Source organism: Peribacillus sp. NPDC097197, from assembly GCF_050278025.1.
Lineage (GTDB): Bacteria > Bacillota > Bacilli > Bacillales > DSM-1321 > Peribacillus.
The window spans coordinates 58,505-77,372 of record NZ_JBNNST010000011.1; the positions used below are offsets into that span (position 1 = coordinate 58,505).

Here is an 18,868-nt window from a genome sequence, read left to right on the forward strand (position 1 = left end):
ACATAACTATTTCTTTTTAGAATTCCCCAATTTTTGGCCCCTTCAATCAACATCAAACGTAAAGCGGAACTCTAGCAATGATGCTTATTCTCTTAGAAATTTTCATAACCAAGTATTAAAATTAGATTGATTATAGCCCCTTGTATTTAATAACAACAATATAGCATAGCTTTCAAAAAATGAAAACAGCAATTTTAACACACCTTTAACGCAATAACAATATTAAATTTAGCACTTGTTTCATTTTTTGACTCCTTACTTTCACTAGTTAGTAATCAATCTATAGTTATATACATTAGTTATTAGTACGGATACTCTCTCCCTAATAATTGAACTCATACCTGGTACGCAAAAGCACACAGAATATCTCTATAAATATAAGTTGCTCTAATAAATGCAAAAGTAATAGTGTTAAATTCAGCACTACGGCTTAAAAAACAGTACATAGTCTTTTATATTTTATTTTATAGTAAACTATGTACTTTTAATTTTATGACGATTGCACAAAAATCTTTCTAACTCCACTCTTATATATTTCAATATGATGAGAGGTTAGGAATGCTACTAGTTTTTGATTTTTCAATGTATTACTGAATGACTGTTTTGATAATCCAAGGTCATATCTTACTTCATCGAATGGAATATCTTTACCAGGATTTAGATTGGCCATAAGATATTCACAGATACTTTGAACATTCTTGTTATTTTTTTTCTTAAATATGCTCATTTCTACAATATTTTGTGGAATCCATTCCTCTACCTTGCAGGCTGGAAACTTTTTGCTAAGCAGGTCTAAGAAGATTTTATCATTATGAAATACAAATACCTTGCCTACTACATTTTGAGAATTATCTCTTTGCTTGCTTCGCTTTATTTCTTGTGAATAGTCTACTAGCATATCTAAAAGTTTCACTTTTTCAATATTTTTGTCATTAAACCTTCGAACATTGGCATATTTAGAACAGTTGGTACCTTCATGAGTATTATATTTTTGGTTTGACATAGACATCGACTTACCTATATAGTAGTTCTCTGTTTTATGAAGTATCCCGCCAAGAATTACTATAGAGCAATCCTTAAATTTGTTACTTCCCCTAGTTGAACCATAATGTGAAATCAGAATCTGACCTTTTTCAATGTATGTTTTTAAATATCCTGTGACTATTCCTTTTATATCTTTAAAAACAGGAAGAAATATCTTTTCTTTAGGATTTTCATCTGCCACTGTTTTTACATCTTTACAGAATGCTTTCAATTTATCCTCATTCCGCATACTCGTTTTAGATCCGCTAATTAAGCTGGAAGTATAAATTGTAAGACCTTCATAAGTTCTTATTGGTTCAAATTTACAAGCTTGATATTCCTCAAGCTTATAATCAGTGTCAATATCCGCTGTGCCATCGAATATCACAGTCTTAAACAACTTAAACCTTCTATAGTCATTATAATGAGATGTAGTTATAGTTACATTCTCTAGATTTTTTGCATCTATGTGGCCACCATACTTGATTATACTTTCTATTATATTGGGGATTTGATATGCAATTTGAGTGTAGTCAAAAACAGATGCAAATATTCCCCAAAACGAATCTGAAAACTTGAACTTATTATTCAATGGTCTGAAAATTTCCCTGCTTTTATCATAAAAATTATAAAATGGCTTAATTTTATCAATTGCCTCTTTATATTCATAGTAGAATTCAAGATCTCCTTCAAAGCTATATGTTTTTAGGGAATTTAGAATTATTTTATTGAATTTCTCAAACTCTAATTTATTTAAACTCTCGATAAATGAAAATTTCGGTTTTTCATCAATAATAAGCATTTCTCTGGTTCTTTTCTCTTCAACATTTTTATCTTTATAATAGAAACTATATTTCCTTAATTCATCTGCTTGTAAATTAAGTCTCTGGGCTGTCATTACAACTACGGGATAATTCTGATGTTCGTTTGATTGATTCCAAAAACGACATTCCTTCTTAAATGGGCAGGACTTTCCTTTACAGTGATTCAATTTTACCCCTTCGACTTCGTTCTTTAAGCATTCATACTCATCAAATCCATATAGTGGGTATGCAGTATTTTTTTCAGTACTTTCGTTCAATTGTTTAGCAATGCGTTTTACATCTTCCCTACGTTCAGCAACAACGACTGCACCAAATGCAGAGCTTACTTTTAATATCTCTTGAAGGAATATGTCAATTATTAAAGACTTTCCTGCTCCCATATCCAGTGATATAAGATATGGTTTATCTTTGTTAGCTTTAAATAGCACTTGCACTATCTTGTAAATGTAGTCTTTGTGTTTTACATTTATTCTTTGTCCGAAGGAGATAAGCTTAACGAATACTTTCTCAGATATACTATCCACTACTTCTTGCTCTTGCTCACTTAATGTCAAATTTTTAATGTCTTTCACATCAACAAAATGGTCTTTAATTAATTGAAGTTCTGAATCAATATCAATATCATATTTGTTAATTTCTTCAAGTACATCTTTCCAGCCTAATTTTCCAGCTAAGTCTTGGATACTTTCACTACTTCCGCAACCAGAACAGTGATACCACATAAAATCAGAGTCTATCCATGCGCTAGGATTATGATCAGGATGATCAGGCATACAACAATGTAAGGTTATCTTGTTTTCATATTGTTTAACTTGACCAGTATGATTCAAAATCAGATTAATAATTTCTTTTTTCCTGCCAGAACTTATTTCAATTGATTCAAAAACTTCAGTTTCTGCATTTACTCTAAGCACCTTTTCTAGCGTTTCTTCTTCTAGGTCAGGTAGAGTTACCTTTAATTGTTCTTGTGTATATCTTTTACTTGGTGAGAATTTTCTTAGTTTAACAGCAAAAGGGTCATTAGGGTTCTTTCTATGTAGGAACCAAGGTAGACGCAAAATTCTCGATTCATTTACACATTTCTTATCACCATCAAAAAATTGAACCAACTGCATCTGAATATATCTGAAAAGTCTTGTATTACCATTCTCTAATAGCCAATAAACATGATACCCATTTCGAGTTTCCACCACAATCGATGGACTTAAGGTGAAAGCAAGTATTTTTTCTTTTATACTTCTCTTCCATTGCTTCAATTTTATTTTGTTCTGTTTTATTTCTGTTGGTGCATCAATATCTACGAATTGAGCATTAATTGATCCGATTTCTTTTATATGTCTATCTGATACTTTACAAGTATCCATTGCATCATAATGAGGTGAGTTAACAGTAAAAAACACCTCTCCACCCATCGAGCTCAGATACTCGAGAGTTAAAAGACTATCAAACGCTTCAGCTGAGTATTTTGTTGTTTTTACTTTATTATTTCTGCTTGAATCAATATATAGTGAATCGCCATAGCGAAGAATACTTCTTGTAGATTTAAAGTTATCCTTAGCTAATATTCTAATTTCAAAAGGATTATTCCCATGTATGGCTTGTAAGAATTTAATTAAATTTTCTGTATTTTCCGTACTATTTTGTTCTACTTTAGATTTAGCAAGTACTATATCAATCATCTCCTATTATATTTCAGAGTTATAAACTTCCAAAAACTCCTTGAATTTCAAATTAAAATCATCATCTTCATTAAACAAGTCAATTTTAGTTTCTTGCGTAGCATATTTATTTTCCAGTGTTAAGTAAGTTACAACCTTAAGTAAAATATCAAGTTTGGCTACGTCATTTTCTTCTAATAGCTTAAATAAGCGCTCTAACAATGTATTAAAACTATAAGTATGAATAAATTCATCAAAAACATTTACCAGTTCCAAAAACCGTATTATTTGTACCAATTTATCTAGATCATCACCTATTTTTAAAATTTCATTTTCAATTTTTTTATGACTTTCCTTTAATTCTCCCACTACTATTTCATTTCTAAATTCTGAAGTTGCCCTATGCAACTGTTCTAACCTCTCAATTTCCTCTTGTAAAGCATTTCTTTTTATGGTTTTAATATCTAAATCAGTTGTATGTAATTCACTTTCTTCAATATTTAGATATTCACTAATCTGTTTCACTCTTAATGTAGGGATTTTTTCTTTTGGATTATTTTCCCACATGCTTATCATTGCTTTACTTATCCCTAAAGAATCAGCTAATTGTTTTTGTGTAATACCCTTAATCTTTCTTATTTGTTTGAGATTGTTTTTCAAGTTACCTTACCTCCACTGATTCGATAGTTTCATTATATACTTAACTTAACATTAAGTAAAGTATATAATGAAATTAATATTAATTGAGACTATAGCCGAGGCCCTCTCGTATCGTGGTTTATAATGGCTCTGGGTTTCTGCGTGGGTGTATCCTAAAGCCCTTTGAATTATAGGGGTGAGGTTTTACTGTAATTTAGCCCCCTACCTTTAAGAAATATCCCATTTCATTTCTAGTGGGTTCATCAGCTTTAACCTGTTTAGTATTGTTAATGGGTTTAATGGAAATGACCTTTGAAAACGAAATAACACATTATTATCAACGGCAGGCTTAACCATTAACCGAAAGAAGATCTGACAACTCCATAGTTCTGCTTATCAATATCTTTTCCCTATTATTAGTCATACCTTTTCAGTACATTAAACTTACACTCACACAAATAAGCCCCCTAATCAAAAAGGGGGGCTTATTTGTAAGGGAACTATGCTTTTTACTCAGTTTTGGTTGCAATGAAACTTTTTCATAAGTTCCAATTTTCCTCAAATTTTTTAACTAGTTTAACTACCTTTCATATTCATTAACGGACTTGACGAGGTAGCCTTGTCTATTAATTGTTCATTGTTCATAGATGATAAATACCTTTGAGTAGTTGTTATATCAGAATGACCGAGAAGTAAACTTAGTGAATGCAAGTCTAATTTACCACTAAGAAGGCTCTGAACGCTGTAAAAGTGTCTGAAGGTGTGTGGTGATACTCTCTTATCTTCTACCCCTGCACGCTTCCCAGCTTCCTTTATGACATTATACAATGATACATGAGATAACCCTGTTCCAAGGTATGTCAGGAAGAAACAGTCCTCTTTTATGATTTTGTCCTTAAAATATTGCTTCCTCATTCGGTCATATTTAATTAGAATCTTTTTTAGCTCAGGACTTATGAATACAATTCTTTCTTTGTTCCCCTTCCCATAGATTAAAAGAGTCTTTTCTTTTACATTCTCCACTGTTAGGCTTCTTATTTCCATTGCTCGAAGCCCACAATCAGCTAACATGGCAATCATTGCCTTGTTCCTAGCTTCTATATATGTCTTGTAGGAAAAAGCTTCTATCATACCTTGTACTTCCTCTACTGTGAATCCATTCAACACCTTTTTAGGCACTTTAGGTGTTACTACTTTGCTAATTGGATTTTCCGATAAATATCCTTCTCTCTCACACCAATTAAAGAATGCTGCAATCATCTTATACATCGTGACTATACTTTGTGGCTGTAAGCCTGCCTGCTGCTTTATTCTGAAATAGGCTCGAAGGTCGAATGTAGTTATACTCTCTAGTTCAGTGATTCCCCTTTTTTCTTTCAGGTAAATTTTTAGATTCTTACACTCCTGACGCTTGTTAATCATCGTCTTCTGTGTGTAACCTCGTGCCATACAGTGATACAAATATTCTTCTAAAACATCTTCAAAAACCATAAAAAATACCACCTCTCTGTTAATCATTCAACAGAATAGGTGGTATTAGAATAGAAATATGAAGGATTAACCAAATAAAAAGAAAAATCCAAGGAAGGATTCAGTCTGTGACTTATCCTGTCCATTTGAACTTCATCTTTGTACTGATATACCATCAAAAAACCTTATAAACCAACGGTTTATTTGGTTTGTTGTTTATTCATAGCACTCATCATTTGATTAATTTTCTTTTGGGACGGTTTCATACCCATTTGCATCATCATCATTTTCAACATTTGTTCGTTAATTGGCGGATTTTTCTTTAAGTAATCCATCATGTATTTACGAGCGATGAAAAATCCTAGCACTATTCCCAAAATCAATGCTAGTACGCCAACTAGAATGTAAACCCACATACTATTTCCTCCTTCATGTTGTCTAACATCAGTGTACTAGACCAAATATTATTATACAATACCCGCTAGCGAAAAGTCCCCCATTTAGACAAATTTTCTTTCTTTAATCGGTTTTAACCAACCATACTTTTCATGTTCAAAATCAATGGCTAGAAAACCTGGTTCGCATTTGCGAATACATTCAAAGAAAGCAGTCTCCGCTTCAACGTCACCCTCAGATTTAAGTATTATGGATTCACCCTCAATAGTTAAGGCCGCCTTGCTTGTTCCACTTGTTTTTTCTAAATAGTATTTACCGTTTTGCGACCAAAAATTCATCTTTTTCTTTAACCGCTGTTCAATAACAACCTGCAATTGGATTACGGGAACTGTCTTGGTGACATATTCGATTTGTTTTTGCAAAATACTCCTTAGTCCACCCTTTGCTTGAATATACTCCAAAAACAAATTGAAGAAAAGCTTTTCCCTACCATAATAATGATGGGCGAATTCATCTTCAATCAAAAAAATCTGATAGGTTCTCATTAGCCTATACCTCCCTAGGATCTCAATTTATGAACAGATATTAAAACGTAATGGCTTTTGCCATGAACCTTTATAAACCTTTACCCATTTGACACATTTAATCGATAATTAATTATTCTTATTATATCTTGACAAAACAACAAGATATGTTGTTTGCTGGAGAAATTTTCATCTTTTTTTGTCGAATGGGATTTTTTTAAATAAGTCCTCATTTACCTGAAATATAAGAAAAACTGACACCTCATAAATAGGTGTCAGTCATGTATTACTCAATTATTTAACAAGCATCTCTTTTACACGAGCTACTACATTTTCAACGGTAAAGCCGAATTCTTTCATAATTTTACCACCTGGAGCTGAAGCGCCAAAATGATTAATGGCTAAAATTTCACCTTCATCCCCTGTATAACGGTCCCAGCCAAAAGGTGAAGCCATTTCGATAGCCAGACGTTTTTTGACAGCCGGGTTGATTACACTTTGTTTGTAATCCTTGGATTGAGTTTCAAAACGATCCCACGATGGCATGCTGATAACGGAAACTTCAATTCCTTCCTCCGACAATGCTTGCTGTGCTTCGACAGCTAGATGAACTTCAGAACCAGTAGCCAGTAGCAATGCATCCGCTACTTCTTTTTTAGCGTCTGATATAACATACGCACCTTTTAACACACCTTCATAAGCAGTTTCTGATGTGTTTTTGATTGTCGGTAACCCTTGTCGTGTTAACACAAGTGCCGTTGGTTTATCTTTAGACTCAATAGCGACCTTCCAAGCTGCTGCAACTTCATTACCATCAGCTGGACGAATCACACCAAGATTAGGCATGGCACGTAATGAGGCTAATTGTTCGATAGGCTCATGTGTCGGTCCGTCTTCACCAACAGCGATACTGTCGTGAGTGAATACATATGTTACAGGAAGTCCCATTAAGGCAGCCATTCGGATGGATGGACGTAGATAATCAGAGAATACGAAGAATGTTCCACCGTAAACCTTGATGCCACCATGTAGCGTCATCCCGTTCAATGCTGCTCCCATAGCGAATTCACGTACACCAAACCATATATTACGTCCACTATAATTTCCAGGCAATAGATCTGTAGCACCTTTGATGGATGTATTATTTGAACCTGCTAAATCGGCTGAACCTCCAATAAGGCTAGGTAGTTTTTTCGCTAATGCATTCAATACTTCTCCACTGGAAGCACGCGAAGCCAATGTCTTGCCTTCTTCATAAACTGGAATTTCTTGATCCCAGTCTGCAGGTAGTTCACCTTTTATAGAAAGCTCCAGCTGTTCTGCGAGCTCAGGGTACGCTTCTTTATATTTATTAAATAGTTCATTCCATTCTTGTTCTTTTTTATTTCCAGCTTCTACACAAGCTTCATTAAAGTGTGCATATACTTCATCCGGAACATAAAAGTCTTCTTCGAATGTCCATTTGTAAGCTTCTTTTGTCAACTTCATTTCATCAGCACCAAGGGGAGCACCGTGAGCAGCAGACTTACCAGAGCGGTTAGGAGAACCATAACCAATCACTGTCTTCACTTCAATTAAAGTTGGACGAGCTTCATCAGTCTTTGCTTCTTCAATGGCTTTTGCGATTTGTTGTAAATCGTTGCCGTCCTCCACTCTCAGATACTGCCAGCCGTATGATTTAAAACGGTCTGCTACACTTTCACTGAATGATTGGCTAAGATCTCCATCAAGAGAAATATCGTTTGAATCATATAAAACGACAAGTCTTCCTAGTTGAAGATGGCCTGCTAAAGAAGCAGCTTCAGCTGAAACGCCTTCCATTAAGTCTCCATCCCCACAAATACTATATGTATAATGATCAACTACATTATAAGAATCACGATTGTAGCTTTCAGCCAAGTGACGTTCTGCCATTGCCATACCTACGGCCATTGCAATCCCTTGGCCAAGTGGTCCAGTAGTGGCATCTACACCAGCAGTATGTCCGTATTCAGGATGCCCAGGAGTTTTACTTCCCCATTGACGGAAACCCTTTAAGTCATCCATTGTCAAGCCGTAACCTGATAAATGCAGGAGACTGTATAATAGCATGGAACCATGTCCTGCCGATAAAACAAAACGGTCTCTATTAAACCAATCAGGATTTTTCGGGTTATGATTCATATAATCAGTCCACAGCTTATATGCCATGGGAGCTGCACCCATAGGCATGCCTGGATGACCTGAATTAGCCTTTTCAATTGCATCGATCGATAATGTACGAATTGTATTAATAGAAAGTGCATCTAATTTATCTAACATGTGTAAAACATCCCTTCCTGTAGTGTACCTCTTTATATTATATTGACTAACTTAATATCACAACTAAAATAACCATTTCTTACACAGCTAATTCAATTTTCTACTAATTAAGGATTTACCAAGGTTAGGTTAAACCAAAAAAGAGAATACATACATCAATGCATTCTCTTTTTTCACTTTACATTCCTCATGAGTAATCCTAATGATGGGGCCATCATCAGTCCTTATTGGTTAATGTAAACCTTTTTTTTCTTTAATATTTTTAATTTTTTGAGGCGTGACATCATTACCTTCCGGATCGATAACTTTAACATTTTCTAGCGTATCAGCCATTGAACGTCTAAATGTCTCCAAATACTCACTTCGTAAGGAAGTTTGCTCTTTTGCCTCTTCTACAGTTAAGCCTTCTCCCTTAGCTTTTTTAGAAAGTTCATTGATACGGGCCATTTTTTCTTTTGATAGCATAATTTTTCTCCTTTATATATACGGATATTGACATGGTATTAAAAAAAAAGTGAAATTACAAGTTCTATGATTGATTCTTCGGTGTACCTTGCTGGTATTCCAAGAATCTGCGGTGTACCGTTGCTTTTGACACTTCATAGCCAAAGCCTCTCAGTGTTGCCGCAATCTCCGCAAAAGTTAATCCATTCGAACGCAGTTTCACAATTTCTTCTATGGGTACTTCTTTACGATCCCTGCCAGTGGAGTTTCTTTGGTTCTTCAGGTTTTTCTGGGGCCGGTAGCCATTTTCAACGGCCCTAAGCATACCACGTTTAATTTTCAGGTTATGTAGTTTACGTTGATATTCTTCTACAATACCAACAATTTGGATAACCATGGCATCAGAGTCCGATAATTCTAACTCACCATCATGAGAAAGTGTGAAAATCTTCACTCCTTCTTTAAGTACAACATGAAACAAGGCAATTTTAGCATTTCCTCTTCCCAACCTAGTTTCATCTTGAATCAAGAGAACATCCGCTTCTTTTGTCTTAAAAAGATCAAGCATGTCAAATATCCCGTCACGGTTCAGTTCGTAACCACTTGCCTGCTCTCTTATTATTGAAACGACTTCCATGTCATTATGTTCTGCTAACTTCACTAATTCCTCTTCCTGCCTAGCTAGCGAGGTTTCCTGTGTTTCTTTTTCTGTACTTACCCGACAATAGATGACTGCTTTCATATGAACCTACCTTTACTGCTTACTAGCCAAACTTTGGACTACTTTTTCACTTTCAACTGGTATGACAATGATTTGACCTGCCTTAATAGTATCCGCCCTTACACCGTTATACTCTTCTATCCAACCAATGAATTCTTTTTTTGTCAATTCGGTTTGACCATATTCTTCTGAAATCTCCCATATAGTATCACCTTCGTTAATTTCAATCGAAAGGAAATCCTTATTTTGATTACTATCTAATGTGAAAGAGAATAAAATAGACAAGATAAATACAAATCCTGCTAATAGAATCGTATAAATATTATTTTTGCAAAATGTCTTCATTAATATCCCTCCATAGCGAATGTACGTTCGTTTTTAGTTGATGATTGAATTATAATACGAACATTTGTTTCAGTCAACAACCAAATTCGAACTTATGTTTGTATAGCATGTGGAGCCATGCTATAATATAGCAAAGAATTATAGAGAAGAGGTGCGTATATGACTAAACTATCAAAACGGCAGCAGGATATTCTTGATTTCATAAAAGATGAAGTTCGTCAAAAAGGTTATCCACCTTCCGTTAGAGAGATTGGCGAAGCTGTGGGACTTGCATCAAGTTCGACTGTACATGGACATTTATCTCGTTTGGAAAGCAAAGGCTTAATCAGACGCGACCCGACTAAACCAAGGGCCATTGAGATTTTAAATATAGAAGAATCTAATAACATTCCAAAAACAAACGTAGTTAACGTACCACTTCTCGGAAAAGTAACCGCAGGTATGCCGATAACTGCCATCGAGAACATAGAGGAATACTTCCCTCTTCCTGAAAGTATGGTTCCACATGATGATCATGTGTTCATGCTTGAAATTATGGGTGAAAGTATGATTGAAGCAGGAATTCATGATGGAGATTATGTCATTGTAAAACAACAAAGCAATGCCAATAACGGAGATATCGTCGTGGCCATGACGGAAGATGATGAAGCCACCGTTAAACGATTCTTTAAGGAACCGGATTACATACGGCTTCAGCCAGAAAACTCCAATATGGAACCTATCATTCTAAGAGATGTAACCATTCTTGGAAGAGTGATCGGGCTATATAGGCAAATTCACTAAAAGCGCGCAAATTGCGCTTTTTTTATTTGTTTTAAGTCTATGTATTACATCCTATGTATATGACAGAAGCAATATTATAATATTTTACTAGAGAGCATTGAATAACAAACCGAGTCAAAATAACAAGGTATAATTCTTTTATATCCGGTGAAATTAGTTCAATAGACATTTCTTTTTGAAAGTGGTGTTACTATGGATTTTCCGACAATACATACAAATTTTTGGGATGCTGTAATTGCTATCCCAACTATCATGATTTTGACTCAAATTATAAAGTTTCTCTTACCTATCCCCCGAAGTTACGTACCCACTATTGCGTTATGTCTTGGTTTAATCCTTTCTATATTCATAAGCCATCGGCATCACTTGACTACAGGGATTTTTATGGGATGGTTTTACGGATACGCCAGTATCGGTAATTACACCGCACTTAAAACAGCTTTAGTGTCTTTTAGGAACTCAGATAATCATTCGGATTGAGTAAACAGTGATGGATCCTTCGATCGAAAACCTCTATTTTTTTACGCAAAAAAACTGTCCAGTATTGTTGAACAGCATTTTCAAGCAATAATGGACACATATAGATCAGCTTTCTCTAAACCATCTACACGTGATTCTGGCAAATTCATTCAATCTTGTACCCTCTGCTTTCTACCTCCATCTTGTATTTCTCATGATAATGGATACAATAAACACAACAATTATGGCACCCAGTAACGCAGGCACAATGTAAAACCCTTCTGTCTCAGGTCCGATTGGCCCTAATATTGCAGTACCAAGCCATGCTCCAACAAATCCAGCAATGATATTTCCAATAATTCCACCCGGCATATCCCTTCCTAAAATCAGACTTCCCAGCCATCCAATTATTCCACCAACAATTAACATCCAAATTAGCTCCAAAAATAACCACCTCCTTTCTCTAAAATTTATGAAATTTTTTTATTAATAGAACAGACTTGTGACTAATGAAAATCACTTTAAGCTCCTCAGGCAATAAACTTATCGGCTGCTTATATACTTCTACCTATATAGGTACTATAAAAGGCCGCCCTAAAAAGGGTGGCCTTTAGTGTTTGATCTTCCGTTCTCCCTACCACAAAGAAAACCATCCAGTAAGAATGGTTGAAAATTATTATTTGGTTATAATAATAAATGCCGCCAGATAACTGCAATTATCTGGCGGCACCACATGGTAAAAAAGAAAACAATTAAATTGCTTTCTATACTAGAATAAGTATTTTGGCTTCTTTTGTCGATATGACAATATTCCTATTTTCAATTATTTACACTATTTCCTACCATACTTTTTTAATATTTCAACCTTTATTCATCATCATTTTTTCTACACAACCATTTAAAATTGGATTTTCATAACTTGTTGAAGGTTCTTGCAATTCGAAACCCCAAATCATTTACTTAATGGATTATATATCAAATGAACGGTGCGTTTTCAATCCAAAGTGATTAAAGGGCTCTAATATATACCTTCTTACCTAATTATACTATTTCGATAGTCCTCCATTTTACTAAAATGGAAAATAAACACAGGTTATTAAGAACTATTATTAAAATACACTAAATATTCTTTACAAGAGCTCTAAGAAAAGTTATTATACAATAATAAAAGGAGGAGAATGTATGTCATCAATAAATAAACAGAAAATTTTGGATAGCATTCCTCAAAAAGGTTTTTTCGGAAACCCTAAAGGACTATTCACCCTTTTCTTCACGGAGTTTTGGGAGCGCTTCTCCTATTATGGTATGAAGGCCATTCTTGTATACTATATGTATTATGAGGTATCTAAAGGCGGACTAGGTCTTGATGAAAAAACATCTCTAGCCATTGTATCCATCTATGGGTCGTTAGTATATATGTCCGGAATTATTGGTGGATGGTTAGCCGATAGGATCTTCGGAACATCGAAATCCGTTTTTTACGGCGGTATATTGATTATGCTTGGTCATATTGCCCTTGCGATTCCGGGCAGTATTTCCATGTTCTTCGTTTCCATGATACTAATCGTTATAGGTACAGGTCTTTTAAAACCTAATGTATCTAGTATTGTTGGAGAGCTATATGCAGAAGACGATAACCGTCGAGATTCTGGTTTCAGCATATTCTACATGGGAATAAACACGGGTGCATTCATTGCTCCGCTTATTGTCGGAACAGTTGGAATGAATTACAATTTCCACCTTGGATTCGGCATTGCAGCCGTTGGTATGTTTATTGGATTAATCGTCTTCATGGCTACAAAGAAAAAAAATCTTGGACTTGCAGGAATAACCCCTGTCAATCCTTTGGCTCCGAATGAAAAGAAATCTGTTTACACTAAGATTGGGCTAGCTATCATAATTATTGCCATCATTTGTGCAATCGCTATCTCAAATGGTCTCTTAACACTTAATAGCTTCATCGGGCTTGTTGGTATCCTTGGAATTCTAATTCCTACCATGTATTTTATTGTGATGTACCGTAGTCCGAAAACAACATCTGTTGAGCGTTCACGTTTACTAGCCTATATCCCTTTATTTATAGCAGCTGTCATGTTTTGGGCCATTCAAGAACAAGGCTCAACTATTTTAGCAAATTATGCTGATAAACGGACACAGTTAGAATTTGCAGGTTTTCACATTTCACCAGCATGGTTCCAATCTTTAAACCCATTGTTCATCATTACTTTAGCTCCTTTATTCGCATGGTTATGGGTTAAATTAGGGAAACGTCAGCCAACTATACCTCAAAAGTTTTCAATTGGCCTATTCTTTGCTGGTTTATCATTCCTAGTAATTTTGGTTCCCTCTTATTTTGGAGGAGCCGGTTCATTAGTTAGCCCATTATGGCTTGTACTTAGTTATTTCCTTGTAGTAATTGGAGAGCTATGCTTGTCACCTGTTGGTATGTCAGCTACGACTAAACTTGCTCCATCTGCGTTCTCAGCACAAATGATGAGTTTATGGTTCTTAGCCAATGCAGCAGCACAAGCATTAAATGCTCAAATTGTAAGATTTTACTCTGCGGACACGGAAATGGTCTATTTCGGGGCTATCGGAATCATTTCATTGATTTTAGGATTTATCCTATTGGCAATATCACCAAAGATTCAAGGCTTTATGAAAGGCTTACGTTAACAAATGTAAAGCCAGCTTCTCCTATCATGGACAAGCTGGCTTTTTTTGTTTTTCGTCAAAACTGTATGTTACTGGACTCTACCGGATTTTCATTATGCATTCCGCTTTGCGGGGATAATATCTATCACTTTCACGAACCAACGATACAAGAAATATCCCAAATATACCCCAATAAGGTTCAAGATCAGATCGTCTATATCCAAACTTCCTCTTTGAAAAACATACTGGCATATTTCTATGATTGAGATTGAGAAAAAGGGAATAAGAAATCTTGGAATACCGGTCATCTTTTTTCCCTTTCTGGATAGCAGGTACAATCCAAATGGAATGAATAATCCTATATTGGCACTTAGATTATAAAAAGAAACAAGCCAATTCGAATCACCAGTCAAATAAGTGCTGATTGTAGATAACGGGATAATGTTATACGAATATTCCTGTCCTTCAGGTCGGAAGAAAAGTAAAACTAGCAAAGAGAAACTATAACCACTTATCGCTACCTGCCAATACAATCGGGGTAGTTTTATTGTTTCCCCCCTGACCAATAAGACGATTATCAACACAGAGACTACAATACAAACCCATACAACCATGATCACCCAAGGGTTCAAATAGAATAGGAGTTGAAGAAAAATAGGTAGACCACCGAAGAATAACCCCTGTGAGAACAGAAGCGTAAGCAATAGCGTTTTATAAGTCATATGGGGCCCTCCTTCAAACGAATACCATTACATCCTAGGCTATTGAGGACATACCGTCAATATGAAAGATATAGCGCTTGGTACAACACTCATAAGATTTCCTACTTTTTCTCTCCGTTGACATACTCCCTTAACACGTAATTTCTGACCGACTTTTATTATATATATATATATATATATTGGTATCTATCGGCTATCGTACTGTTTAGCCAAGAAAGATACCGTGTCACCTGACTTCCACCTGACCCCCTTCATAAAGTCCATAACGATGGGTATTTTCAAATGGAACGACCACCGGGATAGGATAAAGTTGTCCTATTTTTTAAAATAGATTCATAAGATAAACGTGCACAAAAGTTCGGAGGGGAAAATCATGTTTATAGCTTTTGAAAAAGCCGTTCTTATAATGGGTTTACTTCGTTTGCTTTCGGGAAGTATAGAAATATTCGCAGCTATACTCATGTTAAGACTTAATGATATCGAAAAAGCGTTGGTTGTGAATAGTTCCCTCGCACTCGTTGGGCCTATAATACTTATTAGTACAACAGCTGTTGGTTTATTCGGGATGACCGAAAAGCTTTCCCTCTTTAAAGTTTCATGCATCTTTATAGGAGTGACCATTATATTTATTGGAATAAAAAGCGAATAATAAGCATAAAACAACCATTCTCAATAAATGGGATTGCCCATGATAAAACATTTCGGCACCTTTTTGATTTCACCAACGATATTTTCAGATTATCTACATATATGACAGCCATTTCTACAATTCACTTAATCAACTTCTTTAATCTCAATAAGAGAAGGGATTAGATATGGTGTGTAGTGTGGTATCTCGAAGTACTTGATATTGTTTCATTCACCATCCAGAGCTATCATTTCACTCGCAGTTTTTGACCGATTTCAAGGTAATTGGGTTTAACCTTAGGGTTCAGAGCTAAAAGTTTAGACACACTTGTTCCATATTTTATGGCAATGCTATAAAGAGTATCACCCTTTACAATCATGTGAGTGTTACTTGGTACCTCCTCTTTCCTTTTCAAATTGAATGATTTAACGATTCCATTGACATGTCCTTGAGCTAAATTTTCAATAAAAGCACTCTTTTTCAACTTAGAGGCATCAGAAACATTATCGATGAAGCCATTTTCAGTCAATAAAGCAGGCATAGTGGATTCCCGAAGCACATGTAAATTTCCCGTTCTTTGCCCACGATCTTTCAAATCCACAAGTTTCAGAATTTCAGCGTGGATATTATCCTAGTACTTTTTAGTAACCTGATTAGTGGATGTATAAATATAATCTTCATATCCTTGTCCACCACCGGCATTAATATGGACGGACAAAAAGAAATCAGCTCCCCAAGCATTTGCTTCGTTTGTCCGTGCCGATAAGGACGGATACGTATCTCCTGTACGACTCATCTTTGTCGATACATTCTTATACCGTGCAAGAAACTCCCTGATTTTTTTAGCAATTTTTAATGTAAGATCTTTTTCTTTCAATCCATTTCCTATAGTGCCTGAATCTTCCCCCCCATGACCTGGATCAATATATATTTTCACCATAATTATCACCTCCTATTAATTCTATGTATGTCCCCTATAAATGCTTGTACATATGTCATTTGATTACCCTCAAAGCAGTGATACACGACTAAAGAACTTGCATAATACAGGTATGGCCCTTATTAGAATGACAGTACAGCATATATTCTTTTAAATTCAAATGATTATTACATAAAAGTATGTTCTACTCTTTGAAACTAAAAAGAAAAGGCACTCATGTCTGATGAGTGCCCTACATGTTAATTATCTATTCCAAAACGGTCTGCAACGATTAGAGTTATTAACATTGCTTCCGCAGTCTAAATTTTCTTCCACTGTTTCATATACTTCCCGTTCCCTTACAGGATAATAATGTTCATTTCTAACAATGGTTCTATTTACATTGATAACTTCAGTAGGGTGTATATGCTTCACTACCCGTCGATTCACTCTGGTATTAACAACCGTTTCAGTTGGGCTAGTAATCACTTCTTCCCTTTGTTCACGGCACTTCCTACAATTACAACTCATTATAAAATCCCACCTTTAATTAGTTTTAGTACTTACAGTGTAGCTTATGAAGTAAGGTGGTAACTTGTACTAAACGAATACACTAATTTTTATATTGGTCAGGATAATATAAATGAAACCACTGAATGAGTCATTACTAGTCAAAAATAGATCATTTGTATTTATAATCAAAGTAATACAAGAATAAAGGAAGTTATACGGTTCCCCTCAACAACACTTCCAATTAAAGATAAAATGACCAAAATTGCCCGCTTACAATACTAATTCAATAGTGCTACTATTTATTTAGGTTTTTTTACCTATTTTAAATATAAGTCAAAAATTAAACACGGATTTTTAGAGTAAAACCAAGTTTTAAGGAGGAAATAGCATGGGATTCTTAGATGGATTAATCGGTAATGCTTCAACGATAAGTAAAGATGAAGCAATAAAAGAACTAGAACAGATTCTAGCGAATGGTGAGGATGTAGATGCTGCGTTTAAATTAATAAGAGATTTGATTGTATTTACAGACAAACGCCTTATATTAGTGGATAAGCAAGGAATTACTGGCAAAAAGGTAGAATACCATTCCATACCTTTTAAAAGCATTTCCCATTTCAGCGTAGAAACTGCTGGACACTTTGATTTAGACGCAGAATTAAAAATATGGATTTCAGGTGCACAAACACCAGCTGTATCGAAACAATTCAAAAAAGATAAAAGTATTTATGATATTCAAAAATTATTAGCTGCAGTCTGTGGGTAATTCAACGAATATTGATTAGCATAGTTGAAAGAACAAAGGCTTGTTTTGGGGACTCTTATATGGAAGAAAGTAATATTTAATATCAGTGAAATTAACACCAGCTTTCAGATGATAACCAATAGAAAATTGCCGAACTGTATACAATCCTGGTCTCTCGGGCTTTATGCTTGTTCACCCTTTGCACCTCCCGTTAAAAGACGGATATAATATGTAATTTATTCATTATGATTATACAATAAGTAATATATGCACATAAATCATTACTTATTGTATAGTATCTAGAACAAATTGCTTACATAACTATTCTGGTTTAATTTCAATTGTAAATGATCCTTCTTCTTTATGTATCTTCATATAGCGATTATCATCTTGATCCTCTTCGTACCAAGGTACATAAATATTTTTTAGGGGCTTTTCATCTGAATCTAATAGTTGGATGTACACAATGTCATGGTAATTAAATAACCGCCCTAGAATATTAGGTCTGTCTTCCACCTTATTACTTGAAGGATTATTAATATATGCACCAAGAAGATCATCATTATCCGTTGGGGAGTATTCAAGTTCTGTTTGGTGCGTATATGAAATTTCTAAATCTATACGGCTGCTATGATAAGAATTTTCTAATGCATGATCATCCTTTAAAGGTGTTAGTTCAGCATATGTTAGACCTAAAACACGCTCTGTTGGAATGACAATTGATTCACAATTCTCAAAAACCACTTCTATGTACTTAGCATTATCCATTTGAGCTCACTTCCTTTTTATTATCTATATAGGTAATTATAACAATAAAGGTAAAGTAAAATGTGATTTATTCATACAATCCCTTTCTTCCTAAACTTACTTGACCTTTTTAATTCACGATGACACTTAATTTTAACTTTACTTTATAAGAAGTCGTGTGAAACATACTTAGAAAGTATCAAAGTTAATATAAATAAAATAAAGCCCGTCAGATAAAGTAGAAGTTCAGTTGTGCCATTAAAGCGCCCTTTTATGGAATAACCAAACAGCTTCTTATAGCTTATTTAGTCTAATAAAAGTTCCATAAAATACTGAAAAGAAAACAATAAAA

Annotated in this window: 18 protein-coding genes and 1 pseudogene; 5 read left to right on the forward strand and 14 right to left on the reverse strand. The window is 34.8% G+C overall.

Annotation, left to right across the window (positions count from 1 at the left end):
- Positions 1-490: 490 nt before the first annotated feature.
- The 9 genes from ACQKL6_RS15060 to yneA form a co-directional block, all read right to left on the reverse strand.
- Positions 491-3,526 carry a DEAD/DEAH box helicase family protein gene (locus tag ACQKL6_RS15060; RefSeq protein ID WP_427651428.1) on the reverse strand — a complete coding sequence of 1,012 codons (3,036 nt, stop codon included), beginning with the start codon at positions 3,524-3,526 and terminating at the stop codon, positions 491-493.
- 6 nt (positions 3,527-3,532) lie between these two features.
- Complete coding sequence (locus ACQKL6_RS15065) at positions 3,533-4,165, reverse strand: helix-turn-helix transcriptional regulator (protein ID WP_427651429.1); 633 nt, start codon at positions 4,163-4,165, stop codon at positions 3,533-3,535.
- Positions 4,166-4,720: 555 nt separating this feature from the next.
- Positions 4,721-5,635: a tyrosine-type recombinase/integrase gene (locus tag ACQKL6_RS15070; protein WP_427651431.1), complete on the reverse strand. Its 915-nt coding sequence runs from the start codon at positions 5,633-5,635 to the stop codon at positions 4,721-4,723.
- A 179-nt stretch (positions 5,636-5,814) separates the two neighbouring features.
- Positions 5,815-6,030, reverse strand: coding sequence for a YneF family protein (locus ACQKL6_RS15075; protein ID WP_402875361.1), 216 nt, complete (start codon positions 6,028-6,030; stop codon positions 5,815-5,817).
- A gap of 84 nt (positions 6,031-6,114) precedes the next feature.
- Positions 6,115-6,534, reverse strand: a complete 420-nt coding sequence (gene sirA, locus ACQKL6_RS15080; protein WP_402875360.1) for a sporulation inhibitor of replication protein SirA — start codon at positions 6,532-6,534, stop codon at positions 6,115-6,117.
- A gap of 294 nt (positions 6,535-6,828) precedes the next feature.
- Positions 6,829-8,835, reverse strand: coding sequence for a transketolase (gene tkt / locus ACQKL6_RS15085; protein WP_402991011.1), 2,007 nt, complete (start codon positions 8,833-8,835; stop codon positions 6,829-6,831).
- A gap of 231 nt (positions 8,836-9,066) precedes the next feature.
- Positions 9,067-9,300, reverse strand: a complete 234-nt coding sequence (locus ACQKL6_RS15090; RefSeq protein WP_402875358.1) for a DUF896 domain-containing protein — start codon at positions 9,298-9,300, stop codon at positions 9,067-9,069.
- A gap of 64 nt (positions 9,301-9,364) precedes the next feature.
- A complete protein-coding gene (locus ACQKL6_RS15095; RefSeq protein ID WP_402875356.1) occupies positions 9,365-10,021 on the reverse strand; it encodes a YneB family resolvase-like protein in 657 nt (218 codons plus the stop codon).
- 12 nt (positions 10,022-10,033) lie between these two features.
- On the reverse strand, positions 10,034-10,345 hold the full coding sequence (yneA, locus tag ACQKL6_RS15100; RefSeq protein WP_402875354.1) for a cell division suppressor protein YneA: 312 nt from the start codon (positions 10,343-10,345) through the stop codon (positions 10,034-10,036).
- 159 nt (positions 10,346-10,504) lie between these two features.
- On the opposite strand from yneA, the gene lexA reads away from it, so the two are divergent.
- On the forward strand, positions 10,505-11,128 hold the full coding sequence (gene lexA / locus ACQKL6_RS15105) for a transcriptional repressor LexA (protein WP_402875352.1): 624 nt from the start codon (positions 10,505-10,507) through the stop codon (positions 11,126-11,128).
- Positions 11,129-11,320: 192 nt separating this feature from the next.
- On the forward strand, positions 11,321-11,608 hold the full coding sequence (locus tag ACQKL6_RS15110; protein ID WP_427591980.1) for a hypothetical protein: 288 nt from the start codon (positions 11,321-11,323) through the stop codon (positions 11,606-11,608).
- Between the two features lie 171 nt (positions 11,609-11,779).
- On the opposite strand, the gene ACQKL6_RS15115 is transcribed toward ACQKL6_RS15110, so the two are convergent.
- Positions 11,780-12,016, reverse strand: a complete 237-nt coding sequence (locus ACQKL6_RS15115) for a GlsB/YeaQ/YmgE family stress response membrane protein (RefSeq protein WP_402875429.1) — start codon at positions 12,014-12,016, stop codon at positions 11,780-11,782.
- A 753-nt stretch (positions 12,017-12,769) separates the two neighbouring features.
- Here ACQKL6_RS15115 and ACQKL6_RS15120 point away from each other — a divergent pair.
- Positions 12,770-14,263: a peptide MFS transporter gene (locus ACQKL6_RS15120; RefSeq protein ID WP_427591979.1), complete on the forward strand. Its 1,494-nt coding sequence runs from the start codon at positions 12,770-12,772 to the stop codon at positions 14,261-14,263.
- Positions 14,264-14,355: 92 nt separating this feature from the next.
- On the opposite strand, the gene ACQKL6_RS15125 is transcribed toward ACQKL6_RS15120, so the two are convergent.
- Positions 14,356-14,964, reverse strand: a complete 609-nt coding sequence (locus tag ACQKL6_RS15125; protein WP_427591978.1) for a VanZ family protein — start codon at positions 14,962-14,964, stop codon at positions 14,356-14,358.
- A gap of 373 nt (positions 14,965-15,337) precedes the next feature.
- Between ACQKL6_RS15125 and ACQKL6_RS15130 the strand changes: the two genes are divergently transcribed.
- A complete protein-coding gene (locus tag ACQKL6_RS15130) occupies positions 15,338-15,613 on the forward strand; it encodes a YqhV family protein (protein ID WP_402956403.1) in 276 nt (91 codons plus the stop codon).
- Between the two features lie 226 nt (positions 15,614-15,839).
- On the opposite strand, the pseudogene ACQKL6_RS15135 reads toward ACQKL6_RS15130, so the two are convergent.
- Positions 15,840-16,532, reverse strand: a pseudogene (locus ACQKL6_RS15135) (N-acetylmuramoyl-L-alanine amidase).
- Between the two features lie 243 nt (positions 16,533-16,775).
- Positions 16,776-17,042 (reverse strand): CotD family spore coat protein, encoded by a 267-nt coding sequence (locus ACQKL6_RS15140; protein ID WP_402875342.1) that lies wholly within the window; start codon positions 17,040-17,042, stop codon positions 16,776-16,778.
- 370 nt (positions 17,043-17,412) lie between these two features.
- On the opposite strand from ACQKL6_RS15140, the gene ACQKL6_RS15145 reads away from it, so the two are divergent.
- Entirely contained in the window at positions 17,413-17,790 is a 378-nt protein-coding gene (locus tag ACQKL6_RS15145) for a PH domain-containing protein (RefSeq protein ID WP_402990991.1), read from the forward strand.
- Between the two features lie 300 nt (positions 17,791-18,090).
- Here ACQKL6_RS15145 and ACQKL6_RS15150 read toward each other — a convergent pair whose 3' ends face one another.
- Entirely contained in the window at positions 18,091-18,537 is a 447-nt protein-coding gene (locus ACQKL6_RS15150) for a hypothetical protein (protein ID WP_427591977.1), read from the reverse strand.
- Between the last annotated feature and the right edge of the window lie 331 nt (positions 18,538-18,868).

Coding starts and splice junctions, on each gene's coding strand:
- ACQKL6_RS15060 (WP_427651428.1), bottom strand. CDS start 3,526: ATGATTGATATAGTACTTGCTAAATCTAAAGTAGAACAAAATAGTACG.
- ACQKL6_RS15070 (WP_427651431.1), bottom strand. CDS start 5,635: ATGGTTTTTGAAGATGTTTTAGAAGAATATTTGTATCACTGTATGGCA.
- ACQKL6_RS15075 (WP_402875361.1), bottom strand. CDS start 6,030: ATGTGGGTTTACATTCTAGTTGGCGTACTAGCATTGATTTTGGGAATA.
- tkt (WP_402991011.1), bottom strand. CDS start 8,835: ATGTTAGATAAATTAGATGCACTTTCTATTAATACAATTCGTACATTA.
- ACQKL6_RS15090 (WP_402875358.1), bottom strand. CDS start 9,300: ATGCTATCAAAAGAAAAAATGGCCCGTATCAATGAACTTTCTAAAAAA.
- ACQKL6_RS15095 (WP_402875356.1), bottom strand. CDS start 10,021: ATGAAAGCAGTCATCTATTGTCGGGTAAGTACAGAAAAAGAAACACAG.
- yneA (WP_402875354.1), bottom strand. CDS start 10,345: ATGAAGACATTTTGCAAAAATAATATTTATACGATTCTATTAGCAGGA.
- lexA (WP_402875352.1), top strand. CDS start 10,505: ATGACTAAACTATCAAAACGGCAGCAGGATATTCTTGATTTCATAAAA.
- ACQKL6_RS15110 (WP_427591980.1), top strand. CDS start 11,321: ATGGATTTTCCGACAATACATACAAATTTTTGGGATGCTGTAATTGCT.
- ACQKL6_RS15115 (WP_402875429.1), bottom strand. CDS start 12,016: ATGTTAATTGTTGGTGGAATAATTGGATGGCTGGGAAGTCTGATTTTA.
- ACQKL6_RS15120 (WP_427591979.1), top strand. CDS start 12,770: ATGTCATCAATAAATAAACAGAAAATTTTGGATAGCATTCCTCAAAAA.
- ACQKL6_RS15125 (WP_427591978.1), bottom strand. CDS start 14,964: ATGACTTATAAAACGCTATTGCTTACGCTTCTGTTCTCACAGGGGTTA.
- ACQKL6_RS15130 (WP_402956403.1), top strand. CDS start 15,338: ATGTTTATAGCTTTTGAAAAAGCCGTTCTTATAATGGGTTTACTTCGT.
- ACQKL6_RS15140 (WP_402875342.1), bottom strand. CDS start 17,042: ATGAGTTGTAATTGTAGGAAGTGCCGTGAACAAAGGGAAGAAGTGATT.
- ACQKL6_RS15145 (WP_402990991.1), top strand. CDS start 17,413: ATGGGATTCTTAGATGGATTAATCGGTAATGCTTCAACGATAAGTAAA.
- ACQKL6_RS15150 (WP_427591977.1), bottom strand. CDS start 18,537: ATGGATAATGCTAAGTACATAGAAGTGGTTTTTGAGAATTGTGAATCA.